Genomic DNA, 19,955 nt, shown 5'->3' with positions numbered 1-19,955 from the left:
TTTTCGCAATTTAATACAAATTTTAACTATACCCGTACCTCGTCAAGCTGACGATTAATCTCTGTGACGTTTTTATCTGAGATAGGATAGAATTGAATAACGATCATCGAAACAACGGATAAAAAGATAGGGATCCAAACCGCTGTCATAATAATGCCATCGATCGCATTGGCACTTTGTTGAGCACCCGTTTCGCTAAAGCCATACGCAGCCAGTAGCCACAGTGGAATAGCGCCGCCAATAGTAAACCCAATCTTGAAGAAGAGGCCCATGATCGCATTAATAATCGCAGCATTTCGCTTGCCGGATTTCAATTCGCCATAGGCAATCACTTCAGGAACCAGCGCCCACATAAAGCCCGTAGCCGAGGTTAAGCCCCATTGTTTAATGAATGTTGCGATGTAAGCAAGCCAAAGGGCGTCATGCATTCCTTCACGTGACCAAACGTAAGTCAACAATTCACCCACAATAAACATGGCAAGGAAAAGATGGAAGAACCCTTTTTTGCCAAAAATTTTCTTGAGTCTGGGCCAAAAAACAGGTAAGACAATGCCCGGAATTGAGGCGACAAGACCAACCGCCCCCATCCATTCTGAATGGCCAACAACAAACTGATTGAAGAAGCCATTCACCGTGTTCATGAAGAACATGAAGGTAAAGGCCAGCATGAAAAACAGCCCCAAAATGACAAGCGGTCGGTTATTTTTCAGTTCAAGAAATAGATCGGTCGTTTTTACGTTGGCCGTTTGTTCTGCCGTCGCGACAACACGTTCTTTGGTGAATTTATAACAGAAGAAAAGTGCCGCTGCGCCTAGTACCATATAAATTGAGTATACGCCAAACCACGCGTAATTCGCAGACGGATCGGTATAGTTACCCATATTGAGTTCAAAGCCAAAAAAACCGGTATCCTTGAGGCTTCGATCTTTGGGTGAAGCAATTTGTACAAACATCGGGAACAGGGTATAGACAAGCAGGTTCGCACTGTTTGCCAGCATCATTCGCGTACTGGTCAGTTTATCAATGGACTCAGGATCGCGTGTCAATGACGCGTTAAGAGAACCATAAGGAATATTCACCACTGAATAGACTAAATCCAGTGCCAAATAAATAATAAAGGCAAAAGGAACGGAACCCCGGACGCCAGGGATAGGAGCAAACAGCAATGCGGCAAGAATAACGAGCGGAATACCCGCTCTTAAAAGCCAGGGGCGATATTTGCCAGCACTTGAACTTCTTCTGTCAACGTAGGTTCCGACCATTGGATCCCAAAAAACGTTAACTATTCGGACAAAAAGAAATATAAACCCGGCCGTTGCGGTACTAATGGTATTTACCGTCAACATGTGTAGAGCAAGAAAACCGCCAATTGTACCAAAGACGAGGTTTTGCGCAAAATCCCCCATTCCATAACCAATGCGCTCGCCCCGCGTTAATTTGTGGTATTCGTCATGCCGATTTTGAATTATGTCTTTACGCATTCTAATCAGGTCTCCGATCGTTTTTGTAAATGTGAAGCACTTTTTGACACAGATAACCGCGGAGAATCTATTGCGTTTTTATATTAATTAGTTACGTTTTTTTACTTTTGTGATCATTAAAACGCAGGTTTTCTTAGTCCACGCAACAAAAGTATGGACTTTATATCCCCCTCAATGTCCGGGCAGGACGTATGCACTCTACAAAACCGGCATTTTATTTCAGCGCGGGTCAGCGCCCCCCGAAAACTGAATTCAACATGACCGTCAGCAAAGGGAATACATAACTCAACTTTTTGCGAGATTGCTCACATTTAAGCAATCTCTTAATCTGCGAATGAAATAACGTAATTGATCAATCGATGATGGAAAATAGAGGATAGCCGCAGTCATTGACTTTCCGCGCCCTGAATGATGGAGTTCATTGTGCAAACTTATTTCGATCAGCTCGACGGCGTACGTTTTGCAGCCCCTAAGGCAACAAACCCGCGGGCTTTTCGCCATTGTAACCCGAATGAAATCGTGCCGGCAAACGGCTGGCAGAGCATCGACGCTTTGCCGCCTGTTATTGGCACAACTTCTGCTGGAATGGCGCAGATAGGTTTGGTAATGGTTCTTTTGAACGCCCTTGGCTGCAGGCTAGCGATCGGCAAGAGTGGCAGAGAGAGTGCGCGAAAATGGAGCTGGCCGGTTTTACCCCCGTGAGCTCATTTAATCCATACTGGGATGTTAACGGGCGCACCTTTGCCGATGACGATGGCTATCGGGTCGTCCTGCAAAATAGATCATGGTCATCGGTTTAGAATCAGCTCGTTATACCCGCGAACGCTTTACCCCTCCGTTAAGCAGCGCCAGCGCGACGGCGGCGGAGAGCGCAACGGCCGCCGCGCTCGCCAGATAGACGGCGTTAATTCCCCAGTGACCCGCCAGGGCGCCGGCCAGCGGAGCGGTGATCCCTAAAGAGATATCGAGAAAAGCAACGTACGCCCCCATTGCCAGGCTGCGGGTTTGGGGAGGAGCGCGACGCACGGCTTCCACGCCAAATCCGGGAAAAGCCAGCGAGTAGCCAAAGCCGGTGAGCGCCGCGCCAAGATAGGCCAGGGAGGGCGTATCGGCCCGCCAGATAAGCAGCTGACCCAGGGCCTCAATCACCACGCAGATCAGCGCAACCCGCGCGCCGCCCAGCTTATCGGGTAGATGACCGAAGGCAATCCGCGCGGCAATAAAGGCCAGGCCGAAAGCAGTAAAGGCCAGCGAGGCGTTACCCCAGCTATAGGCGGTAAACAGCAGCGCGATAAACGCTTCGATAACGCCGAAGCCAACGCTGCACAGCGCGAGGCCAAGCCCCGGTTTCCAGACGGCATTAAGTACGGTATAGAACGAGGTTTTTTCCGTAGCGAGCGGAGCAACGCCCCGAACTCTGGCAATAGCCAGCAAAGCAATAAAGGGTACCAGCAGCACGGCAAGCGACAGGCCGAAGAAGCCGCCCCAGGCGTTAAAAGCGACCCCAAGCGGAGCGCCTGACGCGTAGGCGCCGTACATCGCAATACCGTTCCAGGACATCACTTTCCCGGCATTACGCGGGCCCACCAGCCCTATCCCCCAGCCCATTGCGCCGGTAACCAGCAGGCTTTCGCCCAACGCCAGCACAATGCGCCCGGCCAGCAAAATCCACACGCTAACGCCAGCACTGGCAATAAACAGCAGCGAGAGCAGATACAGAATCCCTGACCCGGCCGTCACCAGCAGGCCTATAACCATCGCGCGTTTCGCGCCGTGTATATCGGCAAAGTTACCGGCCCAGGAGCGCGAAAGCAGAGCGGCTACGAACTGCGATCCGATGACCAGCCCCACCACCAGCGTGCTCTGCCCCAGGGTGCCGTGCAGATGCAGCGGTAATACCGGCAGCTGCATGCCAATAATCAGGAAGCCAATGTAAACCGATATCACAATCGGCAGTAAGGTCAGAAATACGGACCTGACCTGCGGTACGGCGTGATTAAACGCCGCGGAAGTTTGATTTTGTTGTTCAGTCATAAGTGAATTCATTCAATACGGGGATAAATACCGGGCTGAAGGGGAGCCGCCTCTTTGCCTGTACTGCGGGCTATTTTTTCATCTCGTCCGCAATGAGAGCTCGACGTCATCAGCGAAAGGCACGGACAAATAACCGTTTTGCGGATTACGCACATACTCCAGATATTCGGCGCTGTAGTCGGCATTGTCGGCGATGATAAACGCGCCGGGACGCAGGCGGCTTTCGAGGAGAGCCAAAATCTCCGGATACAGCGCTTTTGCGCCATCCAGCAGCACCATATCGATGGTCTCCGGCAGACTCACCGCCAGGGTTTGCAGCGCATCGCCTTCACGAACATCGACCAGAGCATCCAGCCCGGCCTCTTTCAGGTGCTCGCGGGCCCGGGCCACTTTATTCGGCTCAAACTCGCTGGTTATCAGCAGGCCACCGCCGTTATCTTTCAGCGCGGCTGCCAGATGCAGGGCTGAAATACCAAACGAGGTCCCGAACTCAACAACGTGCTGCGCCCGAATGCTGCGGGCCAGTATATAAAGCAATGTCCCGGTCTCCGCCGCGACGGGGAGCCAGAGATCTTTCAGATGACCATAAAGCTCACGATATTCGGTTTTGCTGGTCATCATCCGTTCGCGTTCGGCGCGAGGAATGCTGGAGAACGCCGCGCTTGCGGCCCCGTTTGCCTGCTTAAATAGTCTTTCTAATAATGCGGCCAGCGGCGCGGATGTCAGCGTGGTTGACATAATAAATCCTTCAAAAGTTGTGTGGTTTACGCCAGCGGCATAAAATGCGAATGATTCGTCATCTTTTAAAGAATACGATCAATTATTCGCATTAACTATTCGCATTCCGGCTCGGGAGAGAAGCGCCATGTCGCCTGCTAAAAGTAATTTGATTTCATTGAGAAAAAAGCCAAAACAGGCCCGCTCAACCGAGCTGGTATCGGCGATTATTCAGGCGGCGCTTCAGGTTTTAGAAAAAGAAGGAGCGGTACGCTTTACCACCGCAAGGGTGGCGGAAAAGGCGGGAGTTAGCGTCGGGTCGGTATATCAATATTTTCCCAATAAAGCGGCAATTCTGTTTCGTTTGCAAAGTGATGAATGGCAGCAGACAACGGCCATGCTCAGCGAGATCCTCGGTAACGCCGATCGTCCTCCGCTCGACAGATTGCGCACGCTGGTGCACGTATTTATCCAGTCGGAGTGCGAAGAGGCGGGACTGCGTCAGGCGCTCAACGACGCGGCGCCGCTCTATCGCGACGCGCCTGAGGCCAAAGAAAATCGAACCACGGCCGATAGCGTCTATGGTCAATTTATTGAGGAAGTCCTTCCCGACGCGTCGGCGGCCAGGCGGCAGCTGGCCTGCGAGCTGTTGACGACAACGCTAAGCTCGGTGGGCAGCGGTTTCTCATCCAGCCCGCGCACGGCTGAAGAAATTAGCCGCTTCTCTGATGCGATGGCGGATATGTTCAGCGCCTGGCTAAGAGAGACCGCGCAGGAGGACGCCGCGCAGCCGTAATGCCAAACTCTCTGCCCGCAGGGTGCCCGCGGAGGCCGCAAATTTAGCCCGACATTTTAGGGTTTAATGCGTACAATGCGGCACCCGGTCTTGCTGACAGAAAGGCCCGCTTCTCTCGTTACCGCACAATGCTCCCGTTTTCAGACCTGATACCCGGCGGATAAATGAAACAAATCACCCTCAGCGATATGCAACAACAGCGCGAAGCGGCGGCGAATTCTCCGCGCCTGCGCGCTCATCGTAACTTTCATCCACAATTGAGCGATCCGGTACAGCGTTTAGCCATTGCGATGGAGCCCGGAACCTACGTTCGCCCCCACCGCCACCCGCACACGTTTGAGCTGCTGCTGCCGCTTAGCGGACGCTTTGTGGTGTTGAATTTTGATGATCATGGCTACGTCACCCGCCGGGTTATTTTAGGGGAAGAGTGTACGGCGCTGGAGATGGATGCCGGGACCTGGCATGCGGTACTCTCGTTAGATCGCGGCGGCATTATTTTCGAAGTGAAGCACGGCGGCTATCGGCCGGTGGCGGCCGAGGATTATGTCTCCTGGGCGCCGGCTGAGGGCGACGCGGGCAGCGCAGAGCTGATGGAATGGTACCGCCAGGCGCAGGTCGGTGACGGCGGTTTTACCCTGTAGATCCGCCGGATTCGCCGGCAAAACGTTCTATCGTCCAGCACAGCGACGGCATTCTTGCCGTCGGCTACACCAGGTGAACCGCGCTATCGCAGGGCTCCTTCAGCGTCCAGCCCTGCTGCCACCTCCAGCGCCATGGCGCTAAACGCCCGTACGGCCGCGCTCTGCCAGGCGTCCTTATGCTGTAGCAGACAGGCCGTTCTTTCCAGCAGCGCCGGCGTTAGCTCAATGGCCACCAGATCGTCGCGCTCCCGCACAACGGCGGCCGGCAGCAGGGTCGATAGCGGGGTACGCTGAATCACGGTCAGTACCGCGCTGATAGAGTTCGCCTCCATCCGAACCTTTGGCTCAATCGCGTACTGGCGGCAATAGCGATCGATCCGATCCCGGGTAGCAAACTCCCCGCTGAGCAGTATCAGCGACTCCTGATTCAGCATTTCCCGCTTTACGCGCCGTAGCGCCGCCAGCGGATGGTGCCGGCCCACCACCAGCGCCAGCGTTTCAGTCAGCAGAGGTCGGGACACAATATCGCGCACGCCGCCATCGTCAAAGGCAATACCGAGATCCAGCTCATCATTGCGCAGCAGGGCTTCCATCCGGTCCTGATCCATTTCGCGCATGGTCAGCGAAATATTGGGGTAACGCTGATAAAAAGAGCCCACCAGCGGCCCCATAAAATAGGTCGTAAAGGTCGGCATCATCGCCACCCGCAGCGTCCCTCGCCGGAGATCCTCCACATCGTGGATGGCGCGTTTTCCCTCTTCTAAATCCTGCAGCGCCCGACGCGCATAGATCAGCCACACCTCTCCGGCATCCGTTAAGCGTATGCTGCGGGCGCTGCGGTCAAAAAGCTGGGTCCCCAAAGTCTCTTCGAGCTGGCGGACCTGCTGGGATAGCGCCGGCTGTGAGATATGGAGCGCCGTTGCGGCGCGCGTAAAGCCGCGATGTTCGGCAACCGCCAGAAAGCAGGTGAGATGGCGCAGCAGCATGCCGTAATCCATAAGTAATTCAAATTGAACTCATCATAAATAAGTCTTTTAACTTATGAAATAAGATACGTAACCTGTCTGCACTTTTCATCGCAACGCTTCCCCCGCGCCGCGTCAATATTTGCAGGAGCCTTTATGTCCACCTACGTTAACTTCCTTCCGCATGCGCCCGTCGGCCACCTTCGTCCGCAGCCCAGGGGAGCGTATCCGCGCCGGACGGGCGAGTCGCGATGAGCCACGCAGCGCGCAGTCGCCTGATGCTGCTGGTACTGGTTCTTGTCGGCATCAATATGCGTCCCCTGCTGACCTCAATCGGCCCCCTGCTTCCCCAGCTACAGCAGGCCAGCGGTATGAGTTTTACCCTCATTTCGCTACTCACCGCCATCCCGGTCATCGCGATGGGCGCGCTGGCGCTGGCCAGCCCGTGGATTGACCGCCATCTCAGCGAAAACCGCGGGATCGCGCTGAGCCTGCTGGCGATCGCCGCCGGCGCGCTGCTGCGCGAACTCGCCCCGCGCAGCGGGCTGCTGCTGAGCAGCGCCCTGCTCGGCGGGATCGGCATTGGCATTATTCAGGCGACGATCCCGCGAGTAATAAAACGCCGGTTTCCACAGTACACGCCCCAGGTGATGGGGCTATGGTCAGCGGCGCTGATGGGCGGCGGCGGTCTGGCTGCGGCCTTGACGCCGTGGCTGGCGCAGCGCAGCGCCGTCTGGTATCACGCCCTGGCCTGGTGGACGCTGCCCGCGGTGCTGGCGCTCTTCGGCTGGTGGTCCGTCAATCGCCCGCTTGCGTGCGGAACGTCTACAGCTTCAGCCAGGCCAGAAGCCGCTATTTTCCGCCGCCGCCGCGCCTGGACCCTCGGACTGTACTTCGGCCTCATTAACGGCGGCTACGCCAGCCTGATCGCCTGGCTGCCGCCCTACTATATGCAGTCCGGCTACAGCGCTCAGCTTAGCGGCACCCTGCTGGCCGTCATGACGCTTGGCCAAACCGCCGGCGCCCTGCTGCTGCCGATGCTGGCCCGGCATGAAGACCGGCGCAAACTGCTGATGCTGACGCTGCTGCTGCAGCTGATTGGCTTCTGCGGGTTTATCTGGCTGCCGCTGTATCTGCCGCAGCTGTGGGCGATAAGCTGCGGTATTGGCTTAGGCGGCGCGTTTCCTCTGTGCCTGGTGCTGGCGCTCGACCACTCCCGACATCCGGCGATTGCCGGACGGCTGGTGGCCTTTATGCAGGGAATTGGCTTTATCGTCGCCGGCCTCTCGCCGTGGCTATCGGGCCTGCTGCGTAGCCTGAGCGGGAATTACGTGCTGGACTGGGCCTTTCACGCCGTCTGCGTGGCGCTGCTGATGGTCATAACGCTGCGTTTTGTACCGGCACGCTACCCGCAGGAGTGGCGAAAAACGCAGCCGGCTGGCGAGCGTGCGCGATAATTTCAGGTGCGGAAGGCCCGCTTGCGCATCATTCCCGAAGAGAATAAAGCCAAAAATCAAACCGCTACCTGCGGCAAAACCATCGCCGCCAGTAGCCTTCGCCAGAATCGTATTTATTACCGAATGAAATTAATGTGTCGCCGAATCACGACACTCGTAAGTAACTAAAAATTAATAAAAAAATGCCTCTTGTTTCCCCCATTTTTTAGGCGTACATTAGCGCCAGCTGGAGCAGTTACAGCATAGAATTCCGAACCGCCGCAGCCGCCAGAAGCCTCTGGTTTTTCCTGCGACAGTTCATGGAAAACGATGAAAACAAAATTCGTTTGGCGTTTCGCCGAGAATGCGGAGTAATGAGACGTGAAATACTTTTTTATGGGCGTGTCTTTTATGGTCATCGTTTGGGCCGGCACCTTTGCCCTGATGATCTAAGCAAGGTGAATAGCTAAAAAAAGGGAGCCAGCGGCTCCCTTTTTTTATTCCAGGCTTTCGCCCGTCGATTTACCTGCGGCAGGAAGGAGTCCGTCCGCGCGGAACATCGATTTAATGCCGCGAATAGCCTGACGGATACGATCGCGGTTTTCAATTAAGGCGAAGCGCACATGGGTGTCGCCGTAGTCGCCAAAGCCGATGCCCGGCGATACGCACACTTTGGCATCCTGAAGCAGCTTTTTGGCGAACTCCAGCGATCCCATCGCCGCATACTGCTCAGGGATCTTTGCCCACACGTACATGGATGCTTTCGGGCACTCCACCATCCAGCCCGCTTCGTGCAGCCCCTTAACCAGCACATCGCGACGGCGCTTGTACTGTTCCGCAATATCGCGCACGCACTGCTGATCGCCTTCCAGCGCGGCGATTGCCGCCACCTGCAGCGGGGTGAAGGTACCGTAATCGTGGTAGCTCTTAATTCGCGCCAGCGCATTTACCAGCGTTTTATTCCCAACCATAAAACCGATGCGCCAGCCGGCCATATTGTAGCTTTTCGACAGCGTGAAGAACTCAACCGCCACATCGCGCGCGCCGGGGACTTCCATAATGGAAGGCGCCTTCCAGCCGTCATAGACAATATCGGCATAGGCCAGGTCATGCACCACCAGCACGTCGTAGCGCTTCGCCAGCGCCACCACTTTTTCAAAGAATTCCAGCTCGACGCACTGCGCGGTCGGGTTAGAGGGGAAGCCAAGGATCATCATTTTCGGCTTCGGATAGCTTTCGCGGATCGCGCGTTCCAGTTCGTTGAAGAAATCAACGCCTTCCACCAGCGGCACCGAACGCACCTGCGCACCGGCAATCACCGCGCCATAAATATGAATAGGGTAGCTGGGATTAGGCACCAGTACCGTATCACCGTGATCCAGCGTCGCCAGCATCAGGTGCGCCAGCCCCTCTTTCGAGCCGATGGTCACGATGGCTTCCGATTCCGGGTCAATGTCGACGTTATAGCGATCCTGATACCAGCGCGATATCGCCCGGCGCAGGCGTGGAATGCCGCGAGAGGTAGAGTAGCCGTGGGTATCCGGTCGTTGGGCAACGGTGCACAGTTTTTCAACGATGTGCGGCGGCGTCGCGCCGTCAGGGTTGCCCATGCTGAAATCGATAATATCTTCGCCGCGCCGACGCGCAGCCATTTTCAGTTCAGCGGTAATGTTAAATACGTACGGGGGGAGACGATCGATACGCGTAAAGCGGCGTTCAGGACTGAATTCAGCCATAGATTCCTCGGATTAACGTGAGCGCCCGGACCGTCCGAGCGACGCTGCCGCTGTTGCGGCACGTTTAGAAAATAACCCGAAAAAAATAACGCTGTCGAGAGGGCAGAGAAAAAATAAAATCTGGCAGGAAAAACGGGTACTCGTTCCAGCAAATACGGCAGCGGTCGATCCGGATTTAGCCAACAGGATCGTTGAAAGTAACATCTTAATATCTTTTACATTACCTTATTTTAGCCTCAGCGCCCCCGCGTTCGCTGCCGCGCGGCACTTACCGTCAATCCCCTTTTTAAAGTGTGCCTTTTCCCTATTATTGTCTGCGGCTGGCCTTCTGGGGCCAGGTTTTTTATCATATCGTTTTCCCGCGAATGACACGGCGCCTCCATGCACGAAATATTCACCATGCTGCTCGCAGTTTTTGACCGCGCGGCACTGATGCTGATTTGTCTTTTTTTCCTCATCCGCCTGCGGCTGTTTCGTGAGCTGCTGCATAAATCTGCCCATACGCCGAAGGAGCTGCTGGCCGTCACCGCCATCTTCTCCCTGTTTGCCCTGTTCAGTACCTGGTCAGGCGTACCGGTGGAGGGATCGCTGGTCAACGTTCGTATCATCGCGGTGATGTCCGGCGGCATCCTGTTTGGCCCGTGGGTCGGCGCTATCGTTGGCGTCATTGCCGGGGTGCATCGCTATCTGATCGATATCGATGGCGTTACCGCGATCCCCTGCTTTATCACCAGCATCATCGCCGGGCTATTGTCCGGGTTGATCGGCCGTAGGGTTCCCAAGGCCCAGCGCTGGAAGGCCGGGATCCTCGCCGGGATGCTCTGCGAAACGCTGACCATGATCCTCGTGGTGCTGTGGGCGCCCTCGTTGTCACTGGGCCTGGATATCGTCTCGAAAATCGGTATTCCGATGATCCTCGGCAGCGTCAGTATCGGTTTTATCGTTCTGCTGGTGCAGAGCGTTGAGGGAGAAAAAGAGGCCAGCGCCGCGCGCCAGGCCAAGCTGGCGCTGGATATCGCCAACAAAACGCTGCCGCTGTTTCGCCACGTCAACAGCGAGTCGCTCCGCCAGGTCTGCGACATTATCCGCCGCGATATCAACGCCGACGCGGTGGCGATTACCACCACCGATCGGGTACTGGCCTACGTTGGCTTCGGCGAAGGCAACTATCACGATCGCGACAACGCCATTAGCCCCACCACCCGCCAGGCGATTGAGAGTGGAAAAATTATCATCAAGAACAACGATGAGGCGTACAGAACCCCTGAAATTCACTCGATGCTGGTGATTCCATTGCGGGAAAAAGGCATCGTCACCGGGACGCTGAAAATCTACTACTGCCACGCGCACCGTATTACGTCGTCGCTGCAGGAGATGGCGATAGGCCTGTCGCAAATCATCTCGACCCAGCTGGAGGTTTCCCGCGCGGAACAGCTGCGGGAAATGGCCAACAAGGCCGAACTGCGCGCGCTGCAGAGCAAAATCAATCCACACTTCCTCTTTAACGCGCTCAATGCCATTTCATCATCGATTCGCATGAATCCGGATACCGCGCGTCAGCTTATTTTTAATTTATCGCGTTATTTACGCTATAACATTGAATTAAAAGACGACGAGCAGATTGATATTAAAAGAGAGCTGTACCAGATCAAGGACTACATTGCCATTGAACAGGCGCGTTTTGGCGACAAGCTAACCGTTATCTATGATATCGACGATGAAGTCAGCTGCGTCATACCCAGCCTGCTGATCCAGCCGCTGGTAGAAAATGCCATTGTTCACGGCATCCAGCCCTGCAAGGGAAAAGGCGTGGTCACTATTGGCATCAATGAGTGCGGGAAGCGGGTGCGGATTAGCGTCCGTGATACCGGCAACGGTATCGATCCGGCTGTCGTCGCCCGGGTGGAGGCCGATGAGATGCCGGGTAATAAAATCGGCCTGCTTAACGTCCATCACCGGGTCAAACTGCTGTACGGCGAAGGGCTGCATATCAGGCGTATGACCCCAGGGACGGAGATTACCTTCTACGTACCAAACCGCAACGCCCCCCAGCCCACGCCGGCGTCGCTGCTGCCATGAGCGGAGAAAAAATGAAAGTCATCATTGTTGAGGACGAGTTCCCGGCGCAACAGGAGCTCAGCTGGCTGATTAACACCCACAGCCAGATGGAGATTGTCGGTACCTTTGACGACGGGCTGGACGTGCTGAAGTTTCTACAGCACAACAGGGTCGATGCCATTTTTCTCGACATCAATATCCCCTCGCTGGACGGCGTTCTGCTGGCGCAGAACATCAGCCAGTTTGCCCATAAGCCGTTTATTGTGTTTATCACCGCCTGGAAAGAGCACGCCGTAGAGGCATTTGAGCTGGAGGCGTTCGATTACATCCTCAAGCCCTATCAGGAATCACGTATTATCAACATGCTGCAAAAGCTGAGCAGCGCCTGGCAACAGCAGCAGCTTCCAGCAGCCGGCGCGGCGCCAAATCCGCAGCGGGAAAACGACACCATCAATCTGATCAAAGATGAGCGGATTATCGTCACCAGCATTCACGATATTTACTACGCGGAAGCGCATGAAAAAATGACGTTTGTCTATACCCGGCGGGAATCGTTCGTGATGCCAATGAACATTACGGAGTTTTGCGCCAGGCTACCGCCGGCGCACTTTTTCCGCTGCCACCGCTCCTACTGCGTCAATCTGAACAAAATTCGCGAGATTGAGCCGTGGTTCAATAACACCTATGTCCTGCGGCTGCGGGATCTTGAGTTTCAGGTGCCGGTGAGCCGTAGCAAGGTCAAAGAGTTCCGCCAGCTGATGCACCTGTAGCCGGCGGCTTATCCGGACCCTCAGGCCCGGTGGCGCTATTTTAGAGGATTTGGCCCAGCGTCTGGCGCATATGCGCGCCGGAGCCCAGCAGCCCCGGATTGTCGTGGACAATCAGGTACACCGGGATATCCTGCACGAAGGCTTTAAACCGCCCTTTATCTTCAAAACCGCCGCGGAAACCGGACGCCTTAAAGAATTCGAGGAAGCGCGGCACGATACCGCCCGCGATATACACGCCGCCAAAGGTCGCCAGCGTCAGCGCCAGGTTGCCGCCAAAACGGCCCATAATCACGCAGAACAGCGACAGCGCGCGGCGGCAATCGGTGCAGGAGTCGGCAAGCGCGCGTTCGGTAACGTCTCTCGGCTGCAGATTTTCCGGTAAACGGCCGTCGGATTTCACTATCGCGCGATAAAGGTTGACCAGACCCGGGCCTGACAGCACGCGTTCGGCGGAAACGTGTCCCAGCTCGGCGCGCAGCTCTTCCAGAATAATCCCCTCTTCTTCGCTGTTCGGCGCAAAATCGACGTGGCCGCCCTCTCCCGGCAGGCTCACCCAGCGTTTATCAACGTGGACCAGATGCGCCACGCCGAGGCCGGTTCCCGCGCCATAGACGGCGATAGGTTTCCCTTCCACCGGCGCCGTGCCGCCAAACTGAATCAGATGCTCAGCTTTTAGCATCGGAATCGCCATCGATACCGCCGTGAAATCGTTGATGATCTCCAGATGCGCAAACCCGAGGTTGCTTTTCATTTCGGCGATGGAAAACGCCCAGGTGTGGTTGGTCATCGCCACCCAGTCGCCGGTGATCGGGCAGGCTATCGCAATGCAGCCATCCTCGACTTCAACGTTGTGCTCGTCGAGATAGACGCGAACAACGGCTTCAAGACTGGGATAATCGAGCCCGGAATAGGTTTTTGCACGGGAGATATCCCCGCTCGCGATATCACATAATGCCAGTCGGGCATTGGTTCCGCCGACATCTCCTACTAAAGCAAATTTTGTCATTCCGTTACGGCTCCACTAAAGTCAAAATGATTCTTTTGGCACACTGTAAATTCATGATGCCTTAACAACAACGACCAACGTATAAGTGCCCACAGTTTAGCGACCTATATCACATTTAGGCTGTAATCTGTGAAAAATGGTTTACCCCGCGCCGCCGGGATCGTCAGGCATAGCCTTAACTTTATCGTTTCAGCACCATCTGCCTCGATGCCCTTCTGCGGCGAAGGCAAAGTAGTGCTTCAAACCTTCAAAAGGAAATTTTCATGCTGCATCCGCGCGCCAGAACAATGCTGTTGCTATCGATCCCGGCGGTTATCATCGGGATTGCGTCCAGCCTGGTATTGATTGTGACGATGAAGGTTGCGAGCGTCCTGCAAAATATCCTCTGGAGCGTTTTGCCGCTAAGCCTGGGCCTGAACGCCGGCGGGCCTCTCTGGACCATTGCCACTCTGACGCTCACCGGTATTGCCGTCGGTCTGGTCATCCGCTTTAGCCCAGGCCACGCCGGGCCCGATCCGGCGTCTGAATCATTAGTGGGCGCGCCCGTCAGCACCAGCGCCCTGCCGGGCCTGATTGCCGCGTTAATTCTAGGCCTGGCGGGCGGCGTCAGCCTGGGGCCGGAGCACCCCATTATGGTGGTCAATATCGCCCTCGCGGTGGCCATCGGTTCGCGCCTGTTTCCGCGCGTCAGCTCCCTCGACTGGACGATCCTTGCCGCCTCCGGCACCATCGGCGCGCTGTTTGGCACGCCGGTTGCCGCAGCGCTGATCTTTTCGCAAACCCTTAACGGCGGTAACGACGTCCCGCTGTGGGACCGCCTTTTTGCCCCCCTGCTGGCGGCGGCGGCCGGCGCCCTGACAACGAGCCTGTTCTTCAATCCCCATTTATCGCTCCCGATCCCGCACTATCCACAGATGCGGTTGGTGGATATCTTTAGCGGCGCCGTGGTCGCGCTTATCGCGATTGCCGTAGGAATGGTCGCCGTCTGGTGTTTGCCGCGCCTGCATGCGCTGATGCACCGCCTGAAAAGCCCCATTTTAACGCTCGGGGTCGGCGGTTTGCTGTTAGGCATCCTCGGGACCATCGGCGGGCATATCACGCTGTTTAAAGGGCTGGATGAGATGCAGCAAATGGCTTTCAGCCAGACCCTGACCGGCGGCGACTTTATGCTGATTGCGCTGGTAAAACTGGCGGCGCTGGTACTCGCGGCCGCCAGCGGCTTTCGCGGTGGGCGGATTTTCCCGGCGGTATTCGTCGGCGTGGCGCTGGGCCTGATGCTGCACGCGCACGTTGACGCCGTCCCGGCGGCGATTACGGTCTCCTGCGCGATCCTCGGAATGATGCTGGTGGTCACCCGCGACGGCTGGCTGAGCCTGTTTATGGCCGCCGTCGTGGTGCCGGACACCACGCTGCTGCCGCTGCTGTGTATTGTGATGCTCCCGGCCTGGCTACTGCTGGCCGGGAAGCCGCTGATGATAACCAGACGACGTCCCGACTAGACGCGGCTGTTGCGCTCTTCCAGGGCCTGCGTTACCGCCCGTAGAAAGTCGGGGATATCCATTTTGGGCAGCATCACCTCGACCAGCGTCAGCCGGTCGGAGCCCATGCTGTCGTTCATCGCCTCCTTCAGCTCCGCGGTGCGCGTCACCCGCCAGCAGTGCGAAGGGACGTCGGGGGCAAACGCCTCCGGCAGACGGTTCCAGTCCCACAGGGCGATATCGTTATAGCGCTGCTCCGCTCCATGGATCGCGCGCTCGACCGTGTAGCCTTCGTTGTTAAGCAGCAGAATAAGCGGGCTCTGTTTGTCGCGTAGCATCGACCCCATTTCCTGTATCGTGAGCTGCGCCGCGCCATCGCCGATGATCAATACCACCCTTCGGTCCGGCGCGGCGGTCTGCGCGCCGTAGGCCGCCGGCAGCGTAAAACCGATCGATCCCCACAGCGGCTGAACCAGCAGCGTCGCATCCGAGGGCAGCCTCAGCGCCGCAACGCCGAATGCCGCAGTTCCCTGATCGGCGAGAATAATATCCCCCGGCCGCAGCTGCTCCTGCACGGTGCTCCAGAACTTTCTCTGCGTCAGCATGCCGCCTTCAGCTCCGCCAACCTCCGGCACTGAGACCGGCGGGAGCGTCCATTCCGCCGCCAGGCTGGCCGACAGCTTGATCAAGACCGCCAGCGCCTGATCCATCGGGATCCGGCTGAACCAGCGCTCGCCCACCCTGACGGCGAACGGCTGAATCTCTATGGTGTGTTCAGGCGGTAAATGCTGGGTAAATCCGGCGGTAATGGTATCGGTAAAGCGGGTTCCGACGCAGATGATGGTATCGGCGTTTTCAATCATCTCGCGGGTCCCGGACGCGCTGGCGATACCGCTGTAGGTCCCGACGAAACCGGGATGCTGCTCGTCAAAGAGCCCCTTGCCCATCAGCATGGTGGCGTGAGCAATCGGCATTTTTTCGACCCACGTTCTTAGCGTTTCCTGCAGGCCGTAGCGCTGGGCGAGAAAATCCGCCAGCAGCGATACCCGCCGGCTGCTCCGCAGCAGCTGCCCCGCATGCTCCCGGAATCCGGCCAGCTGATTCTCATCCGCAGGCGGCCCCTCAATCACTAGGCGACGCGCCGGCGGCATGGCGCTGGCCCTTGCGACGTCGGCAGGCAGCATCAAATAGCCGGGGCGATGGTGGGCCAGCATGTCGCTGAGGACGCGATCGATTTCATGGCAGGCGTTGCCCGCCGTCAGGGTGGCCTGAGTGCAGGTTATCTGCTCGCTCATCCGCGCAAAATGCGTAAAATCGCCATCCCCCAGCGTGTGGTGCAGCAGCTCGCCCCGCTGCTGGGCGCCGCTGCAGGGGGCGCCAACGATATGCAGAACCGGGACGTGTTCGGCATAGCTGCCCGCCACGCCGTTAAGCGCGCTCAGCTCGCCAACGCCGTAGGTCGTCAGCAGCGCGCCGGCGCCTTTAATACGCGCATAGCCGTCGGCCGCATAGGCGGCATTCAGCTCGTTGGCACAGCCGACCCATCCCAGCGCTTCATGCGCGATAACACGATCGAGGAACTGTAGGTTGTAATCTCCCGGTACGCCAAACAAGCGGTCTATGCCGCAATCTACAAGGCGATCCAGCAGATAATCGCCAATAGTGTAAGTCGGTTGCATAGCCATACTCCTCATCCCGTGCAGGTAATTTGAGTATTGAATAAGCGATCGAACTGTCCAGATTGTGTTGAATATATGAGGTGGAAAGCAAAATTTACGACTCTGGGGTGTGTACTCCGCGTTGAACATTCTTTAGTGTAAACGTATACACAAGCTGTTTTATCTGCGGAGGAAGTATGGTTTACCAGGCAAATGCGACGCGATATCAGACAATGGAGTACCGCCGATGCGGTCATAGCGGACTAAAGCTGCCGGCAGTTTCTCTCGGCCTTTGGCATAACTTTGGTGACGAAACGCGGGTAGAAACCAGCCGCCAGCTGCTGCGCCACGCCTTCGACCTCGGCATTACGCACTTCGATCTGGCCAACAACTACGGGCCGCCGCCGGGTTCCGCCGAGAACAACTTCGGCCGCATCCTGCGGGAGGATTTTTTACCCTATCGCGATGAGCTGATTATCTCCAGCAAAGCCGGCTACACCATGTGGGACGGGCCTTACGGCGACTGGGGTTCGCGCAAATATCTGATTGCCAGTCTCGATCAGAGCCTGAAACGGATGGGGCTGGAATACGTCGATATCTTCTATCATCACCGCCCCGATCCCGAGACTCCGCTGCTGGAAACCATGCGCGCGCTGGACCATATCGTGCGTCAGGGTAAAGCGCTTTACGTCGGGCTATCGAACTACCCTCTCGCCCAGGCGACGGAGGCGGTGGGCATCCTCAACGACCTCGGCACGCCGTGCATTATTCATCAGCCCAAATACTCCATGTTCGAACGCTGGGTTGAAGATGGGCTGCTGGATTTCCTGCAGACGCAGGGAGTCGGAAGCATTGCGTTTTCACCGCTGGCCGGCGGCCAGCTGACCGACCGCTATTTACACGGCATCCCGGCTGATTCCCGGGCAGCCAGCGGCAGCCGCTTCCTGCAGGCGGATCAGCTGACGGCGGAAAAACTGGAGAAAGTCCGCCGGCTGGACGCCCTGGCGCAGGCTCGCGGACAGAAGCTATCGCAGATGGCGCTGGCCTGGGTGCTGCGCGGGGAAAAAGTGACTTCGGTGCTGATCGGCGCCAGCAAAACGGCCCAGCTTGATGATGCCGTCGGGATGCTCGCCAACCGTCACTTCAGCCCGGAAGAGTGCGCGAAAATTGACGCGATTCTTGCGGCGTAAACAAAAACTTACTTTAGCAAAAAGTGCTCTTATCCGCGATTTAGGAGTTCATCCAATGCTGCGGGGCTTAACGGCTCCGTACTATCACGTTAACAAGCCGCAAGGCTCGATCGTGAAGGAGAAGAGTATGTTCAGGTCACTGATACTGGCTGCAGTGCTACTGGCCTCAGCGCCGTTAGTTGCTAACGCTGGTGAAATCACCCTGCTGCCATCTGTAAAATTACAAATAGGCGATCGCGACAACTACGGTAATTACTGGGACGGTGGCGGCTGGCGCGACCGTGATTACTGGCGTCGTAACTACGAATGGCGTGATAACCGCTGGCGGCATCATGACAACGGCCGTCACCGCGGCTGGGATAAGCGCAAAGCCTACGAACGCGGCTATCGCGAGGGCTGGAACGATCGCGACGACCGTCGCGGCGGCTGGGGACGGGGACCGGGAGGTCGTGGACCCGGCCACGGCCATCACTAAATGTCCTTCAATCAGTTTAATCAAATTGGGGAGCCGCAAGGCTCCCCAATTTATTATCGACTTATAAGCCGAACGCCGTCCCCACCAGCAGCCAGCCGTTCAGCAGAACCACAATCGCCACGATGACCCAGCCGGTTCGCTTAATCCATGCGCTATTAACCAGATCGCCCATCAGCTTCGGATTGCTGGTAAAGATCAGCAGCGGCACCAGCGCCAGCGCAATACCAAAGCTCAGCAGTACCTGACTCATCACCAGGATGCGGGTCGGATCGAGCCCCATCATAATGACGATGAACGACGGCAGCATGGTGATCGCCCGGCGAAACCACAGTGGGATATGAAAACGAATAAACCCCTGCATCACCACCTGACCCGCCAGCGTGCCGACAACCGTCGACGACAGCCCGGCAGCCACCAGGCTGAGGCCGAATATAGTTGCTGCGGCGTGGCTCAGCAGCGGCTCCAGCGTCAGGTAGGCGGCATCAAGATCGGCGACGCCGGTATGGCCGTTAAAGTGAAACGCGGCGGCGGCGGTGGCCATCATCGCCAGATTGACAAAGCCGGCAATCGTCATCGCAATCGCCACATCCCAGCGGGTTGCGTTATAGCGCTCTTTGCGCGAACCGTCATGCAGATTCTGGGTCAGCGACGAGTGCAAATAGATAACGTGAGGCATAATGGTTGCCCCCAGAACCCCGGCCGCCAGGAACACCGCTTCCCCGTTCGGCAGGCTCGGGATAATCATCCCTTTTGCCAGCGGCGCCAGCGCCGGCTGAGAGAAAATCAGCTCCGCGATGTAGGCCCCGGCAACAAACAGCAGCAGCCCACCAATCACTTTCTCCAGCGGCTTTTGCCCGCGACGCTGCAGCATCAAAATCAGAAACGTGGCGATACCGGTCAACACCGCGCCCTGTAGTAAAGAGACGCCAAGAAGCAGCTTAAAGCCGATCGCCGCGCCAATAAACTCGGCCAGGTCCGTCGCCATGGCGATAATTTCCGCCTGCACCCAATAGAACCACACCACCGGGCGCGGATAGTGATCGCGAATCTGCTCCGCGAGATTTTTACCCGTCGCAATTCCCAGCTTTGCCGACAGAACCTGAATCAGCATCGCCATCAGGTTTGCCCACACCACCACCCACAGCAGCTTGTAGCCAAAACTGGCGCCCGCCTGGATATTGGTCGCAAAGTTACCGGGATCGATATACCCGATGGCAGCAATAAAGGCAGGCCCCATCAAAGCGAGCTTCATCTTGCGCGCTGCGCGACCGCTGCTATTCTCAACGCGACTGCTTGTCATTTTCTGCCTCAGAAATATAGCCTTTGCTATGTTTGATGCTACCAAAATGCGAATGATTATCAAGTTCATTTATAACGGCGATAATTATTGCTTTGATAGGGGGGAACGATAGCGGCTAACAACGAAAAGGTGGCAGTGATGGAAGTACATCTCGCCTGGTCATCAGATTAGTACAACTAAGCAACTTTTAAAACCTTTACGCAACATAACAAAA

General features: G+C 56.6%; 18 protein-coding genes and 1 pseudogene. 11 read left to right on the top strand and 8 right to left on the bottom strand.

Features of this window, described 5'->3' with window-relative positions:
* Window positions 1–26: 26 nt before the first annotated feature.
* On the bottom strand, window positions 27–1,466 hold the full coding sequence (locus GO007_RS12870; RefSeq protein ID WP_189339875.1) for an MFS transporter: 1,440 nt from the start codon (window positions 1,464–1,466) through the stop codon (window positions 27–29).
* Window positions 1,467–1,892: 426 nt separating this feature from the next.
* Here GO007_RS12870 and GO007_RS28935 point away from each other — a divergent pair.
* Window positions 1,893–2,173 (top strand): annotated as a pseudogene (locus GO007_RS28935) (xylose isomerase); the annotation flags it as partial.
* Window positions 2,156–2,281 carry a hypothetical protein gene (locus tag GO007_RS29705; RefSeq protein ID WP_375215609.1) on the top strand — a complete coding sequence of 42 codons (126 nt, stop codon included), beginning with the start codon at window positions 2,156–2,158 and terminating at the stop codon, window positions 2,279–2,281. The pseudogene GO007_RS28935 and the gene GO007_RS29705, both read left to right, overlap by 18 nt.
* 10 nt (window positions 2,282–2,291) lie before the next feature.
* On the opposite strand, the gene GO007_RS12860 is transcribed toward GO007_RS29705, so the two are convergent.
* A complete protein-coding gene (locus tag GO007_RS12860; protein WP_095100464.1) occupies window positions 2,292–3,515 on the bottom strand; it encodes an arabinose transporter in 1,224 nt (407 codons plus the stop codon).
* Window positions 3,516–3,593: 78 nt separating this feature from the next.
* Window positions 3,594–4,253 carry an O-methyltransferase gene (locus GO007_RS12855; protein WP_095100462.1) on the bottom strand — a complete coding sequence of 220 codons (660 nt, stop codon included), beginning with the start codon at window positions 4,251–4,253 and terminating at the stop codon, window positions 3,594–3,596.
* 127 nt (window positions 4,254–4,380) lie between these two features.
* Here GO007_RS12855 and GO007_RS12850 point away from each other — a divergent pair, with 127 nt between their 5' ends.
* Together GO007_RS12850 and GO007_RS12845 are read left to right on the top strand one after the other, a co-directional pair.
* Window positions 4,381–5,028 carry a TetR/AcrR family transcriptional regulator gene (locus tag GO007_RS12850; RefSeq protein ID WP_095100460.1) on the top strand — a complete coding sequence of 216 codons (648 nt, stop codon included), beginning with the start codon at window positions 4,381–4,383 and terminating at the stop codon, window positions 5,026–5,028.
* Window positions 5,029–5,192: 164 nt separating this feature from the next.
* Window positions 5,193–5,669: a WbuC family cupin fold metalloprotein gene (locus GO007_RS12845; protein WP_095100458.1), complete on the top strand. Its 477-nt coding sequence runs from the start codon at window positions 5,193–5,195 to the stop codon at window positions 5,667–5,669.
* A gap of 83 nt (window positions 5,670–5,752) precedes the next feature.
* Here the strand turns inward: GO007_RS12845 and cynR are convergent, their stop codons facing one another.
* Window positions 5,753–6,655 (bottom strand): transcriptional regulator CynR, encoded by a 903-nt coding sequence (cynR, locus tag GO007_RS12840; protein WP_095100456.1) that lies wholly within the window; start codon window positions 6,653–6,655, stop codon window positions 5,753–5,755.
* 230 nt (window positions 6,656–6,885) lie between these two features.
* Here cynR and GO007_RS12835 point away from each other — a divergent pair, with 230 nt between their 5' ends.
* A complete protein-coding gene (locus tag GO007_RS12835; RefSeq protein WP_095100454.1) occupies window positions 6,886–8,091 on the top strand; it encodes a cyanate transporter in 1,206 nt (401 codons plus the stop codon).
* A 360-nt stretch (window positions 8,092–8,451) separates the two neighbouring features.
* Window positions 8,452–8,523 (top strand): membrane protein YpdK, encoded by a 72-nt coding sequence (gene ypdK, locus GO007_RS12825; RefSeq protein WP_115193904.1) that lies wholly within the window; start codon window positions 8,452–8,454, stop codon window positions 8,521–8,523.
* A gap of 44 nt (window positions 8,524–8,567) precedes the next feature.
* Here ypdK and alaC read toward each other — a convergent pair whose 3' ends face one another.
* Window positions 8,568–9,806, bottom strand: coding sequence for an alanine transaminase (gene alaC, locus GO007_RS12820; protein ID WP_095100452.1), 1,239 nt, complete (start codon window positions 9,804–9,806; stop codon window positions 8,568–8,570).
* A gap of 399 nt (window positions 9,807–10,205) precedes the next feature.
* Between alaC and GO007_RS12815 the strand changes: the two genes are divergently transcribed.
* Both GO007_RS12815 and GO007_RS12810 read left to right on the top strand, forming a co-directional pair.
* Window positions 10,206–11,885, top strand: a complete 1,680-nt coding sequence (locus tag GO007_RS12815; protein ID WP_189339874.1) for a sensor histidine kinase — start codon at window positions 10,206–10,208, stop codon at window positions 11,883–11,885.
* Window positions 11,886–11,896: 11 nt separating this feature from the next.
* Window positions 11,897–12,634 carry a LytR/AlgR family response regulator transcription factor gene (locus tag GO007_RS12810; RefSeq protein WP_095101333.1) on the top strand — a complete coding sequence of 246 codons (738 nt, stop codon included), beginning with the start codon at window positions 11,897–11,899 and terminating at the stop codon, window positions 12,632–12,634.
* Between the two features lie 40 nt (window positions 12,635–12,674).
* Here the strand turns inward: GO007_RS12810 and glk are convergent, their stop codons facing one another.
* The gene (gene glk / locus GO007_RS12805) at window positions 12,675–13,640 is read right to left on the bottom strand and encodes a glucokinase (protein ID WP_095100448.1); all 966 of its coding nucleotides are present in this window, start codon (window positions 13,638–13,640) and stop codon (window positions 12,675–12,677) included.
* Window positions 13,641–13,903: 263 nt separating this feature from the next.
* Here glk and GO007_RS12800 point away from each other — a divergent pair, with 263 nt between their 5' ends.
* Entirely contained in the window at window positions 13,904–15,139 is a 1,236-nt protein-coding gene (locus tag GO007_RS12800) for an ion channel protein (protein ID WP_095100446.1), read from the top strand.
* On the opposite strand, the gene GO007_RS12795 is transcribed toward GO007_RS12800, so the two are convergent.
* Window positions 15,136–16,797, bottom strand: coding sequence for an alpha-keto acid decarboxylase family protein (locus GO007_RS12795; protein WP_095100444.1), 1,662 nt, complete (start codon window positions 16,795–16,797; stop codon window positions 15,136–15,138). The two genes, GO007_RS12800 and GO007_RS12795, sit on opposite strands and share 4 nt — an antisense overlap.
* Window positions 16,798–16,973: 176 nt before the next feature.
* Here GO007_RS12795 and mgrA point away from each other — a divergent pair, with 176 nt between their 5' ends.
* Both mgrA and GO007_RS12785 read left to right on the top strand, forming a co-directional pair.
* Entirely contained in the window at window positions 16,974–17,966 is a 993-nt protein-coding gene (gene mgrA / locus GO007_RS12790) for an L-glyceraldehyde 3-phosphate reductase (RefSeq protein WP_095100442.1), read from the top strand.
* Window positions 17,967–18,093: 127 nt separating this feature from the next.
* A complete protein-coding gene (locus GO007_RS12785; RefSeq protein WP_095100440.1) occupies window positions 18,094–18,441 on the top strand; it encodes a DUF2502 domain-containing protein in 348 nt (115 codons plus the stop codon).
* A gap of 61 nt (window positions 18,442–18,502) precedes the next feature.
* Here the strand turns inward: GO007_RS12785 and GO007_RS12780 are convergent, their stop codons facing one another.
* On the bottom strand, window positions 18,503–19,741 hold the full coding sequence (locus GO007_RS12780; protein ID WP_095100438.1) for an Nramp family divalent metal transporter: 1,239 nt from the start codon (window positions 19,739–19,741) through the stop codon (window positions 18,503–18,505).
* Window positions 19,742–19,955 lie beyond the last annotated feature (214 nt).

Origin of the sequence: Klebsiella sp. 10-1 (assembly GCF_009758445.1) — a bacterium.
In the GTDB taxonomy this organism is placed as follows: Bacteria; Pseudomonadota; Gammaproteobacteria; order Enterobacterales; family Enterobacteriaceae; genus Klebsiella; species Klebsiella scottii.
Note: the sequence above shows the minus strand (reverse complement) of the source record. Positions and strands in the feature narration are given on the sequence as shown.

Bases quoted from the DNA above. Each gene is read 5' to 3' on its own strand.
- GO007_RS29705 (WP_375215609.1), top strand. From the start codon at position 2,156: ATGGAGCTGGCCGGTTTTACCCCCGTGAGCTCATTTAATCCATACTGG.
- GO007_RS12860 (WP_095100464.1), bottom strand. From the start codon at position 3,515: ATGACTGAACAACAAAATCAAACTTCCGCGGCGTTTAATCACGCCGTA.
- GO007_RS12855 (WP_095100462.1), bottom strand. From the start codon at position 4,253: ATGTCAACCACGCTGACATCCGCGCCGCTGGCCGCATTATTAGAAAGA.
- GO007_RS12850 (WP_095100460.1), top strand. From the start codon at position 4,381: ATGTCGCCTGCTAAAAGTAATTTGATTTCATTGAGAAAAAAGCCAAAA.
- GO007_RS12845 (WP_095100458.1), top strand. From the start codon at position 5,193: ATGAAACAAATCACCCTCAGCGATATGCAACAACAGCGCGAAGCGGCG.
- cynR (WP_095100456.1), bottom strand. From the start codon at position 6,655: ATGCTGCTGCGCCATCTCACCTGCTTTCTGGCGGTTGCCGAACATCGC.
- GO007_RS12835 (WP_095100454.1), top strand. From the start codon at position 6,886: ATGAGCCACGCAGCGCGCAGTCGCCTGATGCTGCTGGTACTGGTTCTT.
- alaC (WP_095100452.1), bottom strand. From the start codon at position 9,806: ATGGCTGAATTCAGTCCTGAACGCCGCTTTACGCGTATCGATCGTCTC.
- GO007_RS12815 (WP_189339874.1), top strand. From the start codon at position 10,206: ATGCTGCTCGCAGTTTTTGACCGCGCGGCACTGATGCTGATTTGTCTT.
- GO007_RS12810 (WP_095101333.1), top strand. From the start codon at position 11,897: ATGAAAGTCATCATTGTTGAGGACGAGTTCCCGGCGCAACAGGAGCTC.
- glk (WP_095100448.1), bottom strand. From the start codon at position 13,640: ATGACAAAATTTGCTTTAGTAGGAGATGTCGGCGGAACCAATGCCCGA.
- GO007_RS12800 (WP_095100446.1), top strand. From the start codon at position 13,904: ATGCTGCATCCGCGCGCCAGAACAATGCTGTTGCTATCGATCCCGGCG.
- GO007_RS12795 (WP_095100444.1), bottom strand. From the start codon at position 16,797: ATGCAACCGACTTACACTATTGGCGATTATCTGCTGGATCGCCTTGTA.
- mgrA (WP_095100442.1), top strand. From the start codon at position 16,974: ATGGTTTACCAGGCAAATGCGACGCGATATCAGACAATGGAGTACCGC.
- GO007_RS12785 (WP_095100440.1), top strand. From the start codon at position 18,094: ATGTTCAGGTCACTGATACTGGCTGCAGTGCTACTGGCCTCAGCGCCG.
- GO007_RS12780 (WP_095100438.1), bottom strand. From the start codon at position 19,741: ATGACAAGCAGTCGCGTTGAGAATAGCAGCGGTCGCGCAGCGCGCAAG.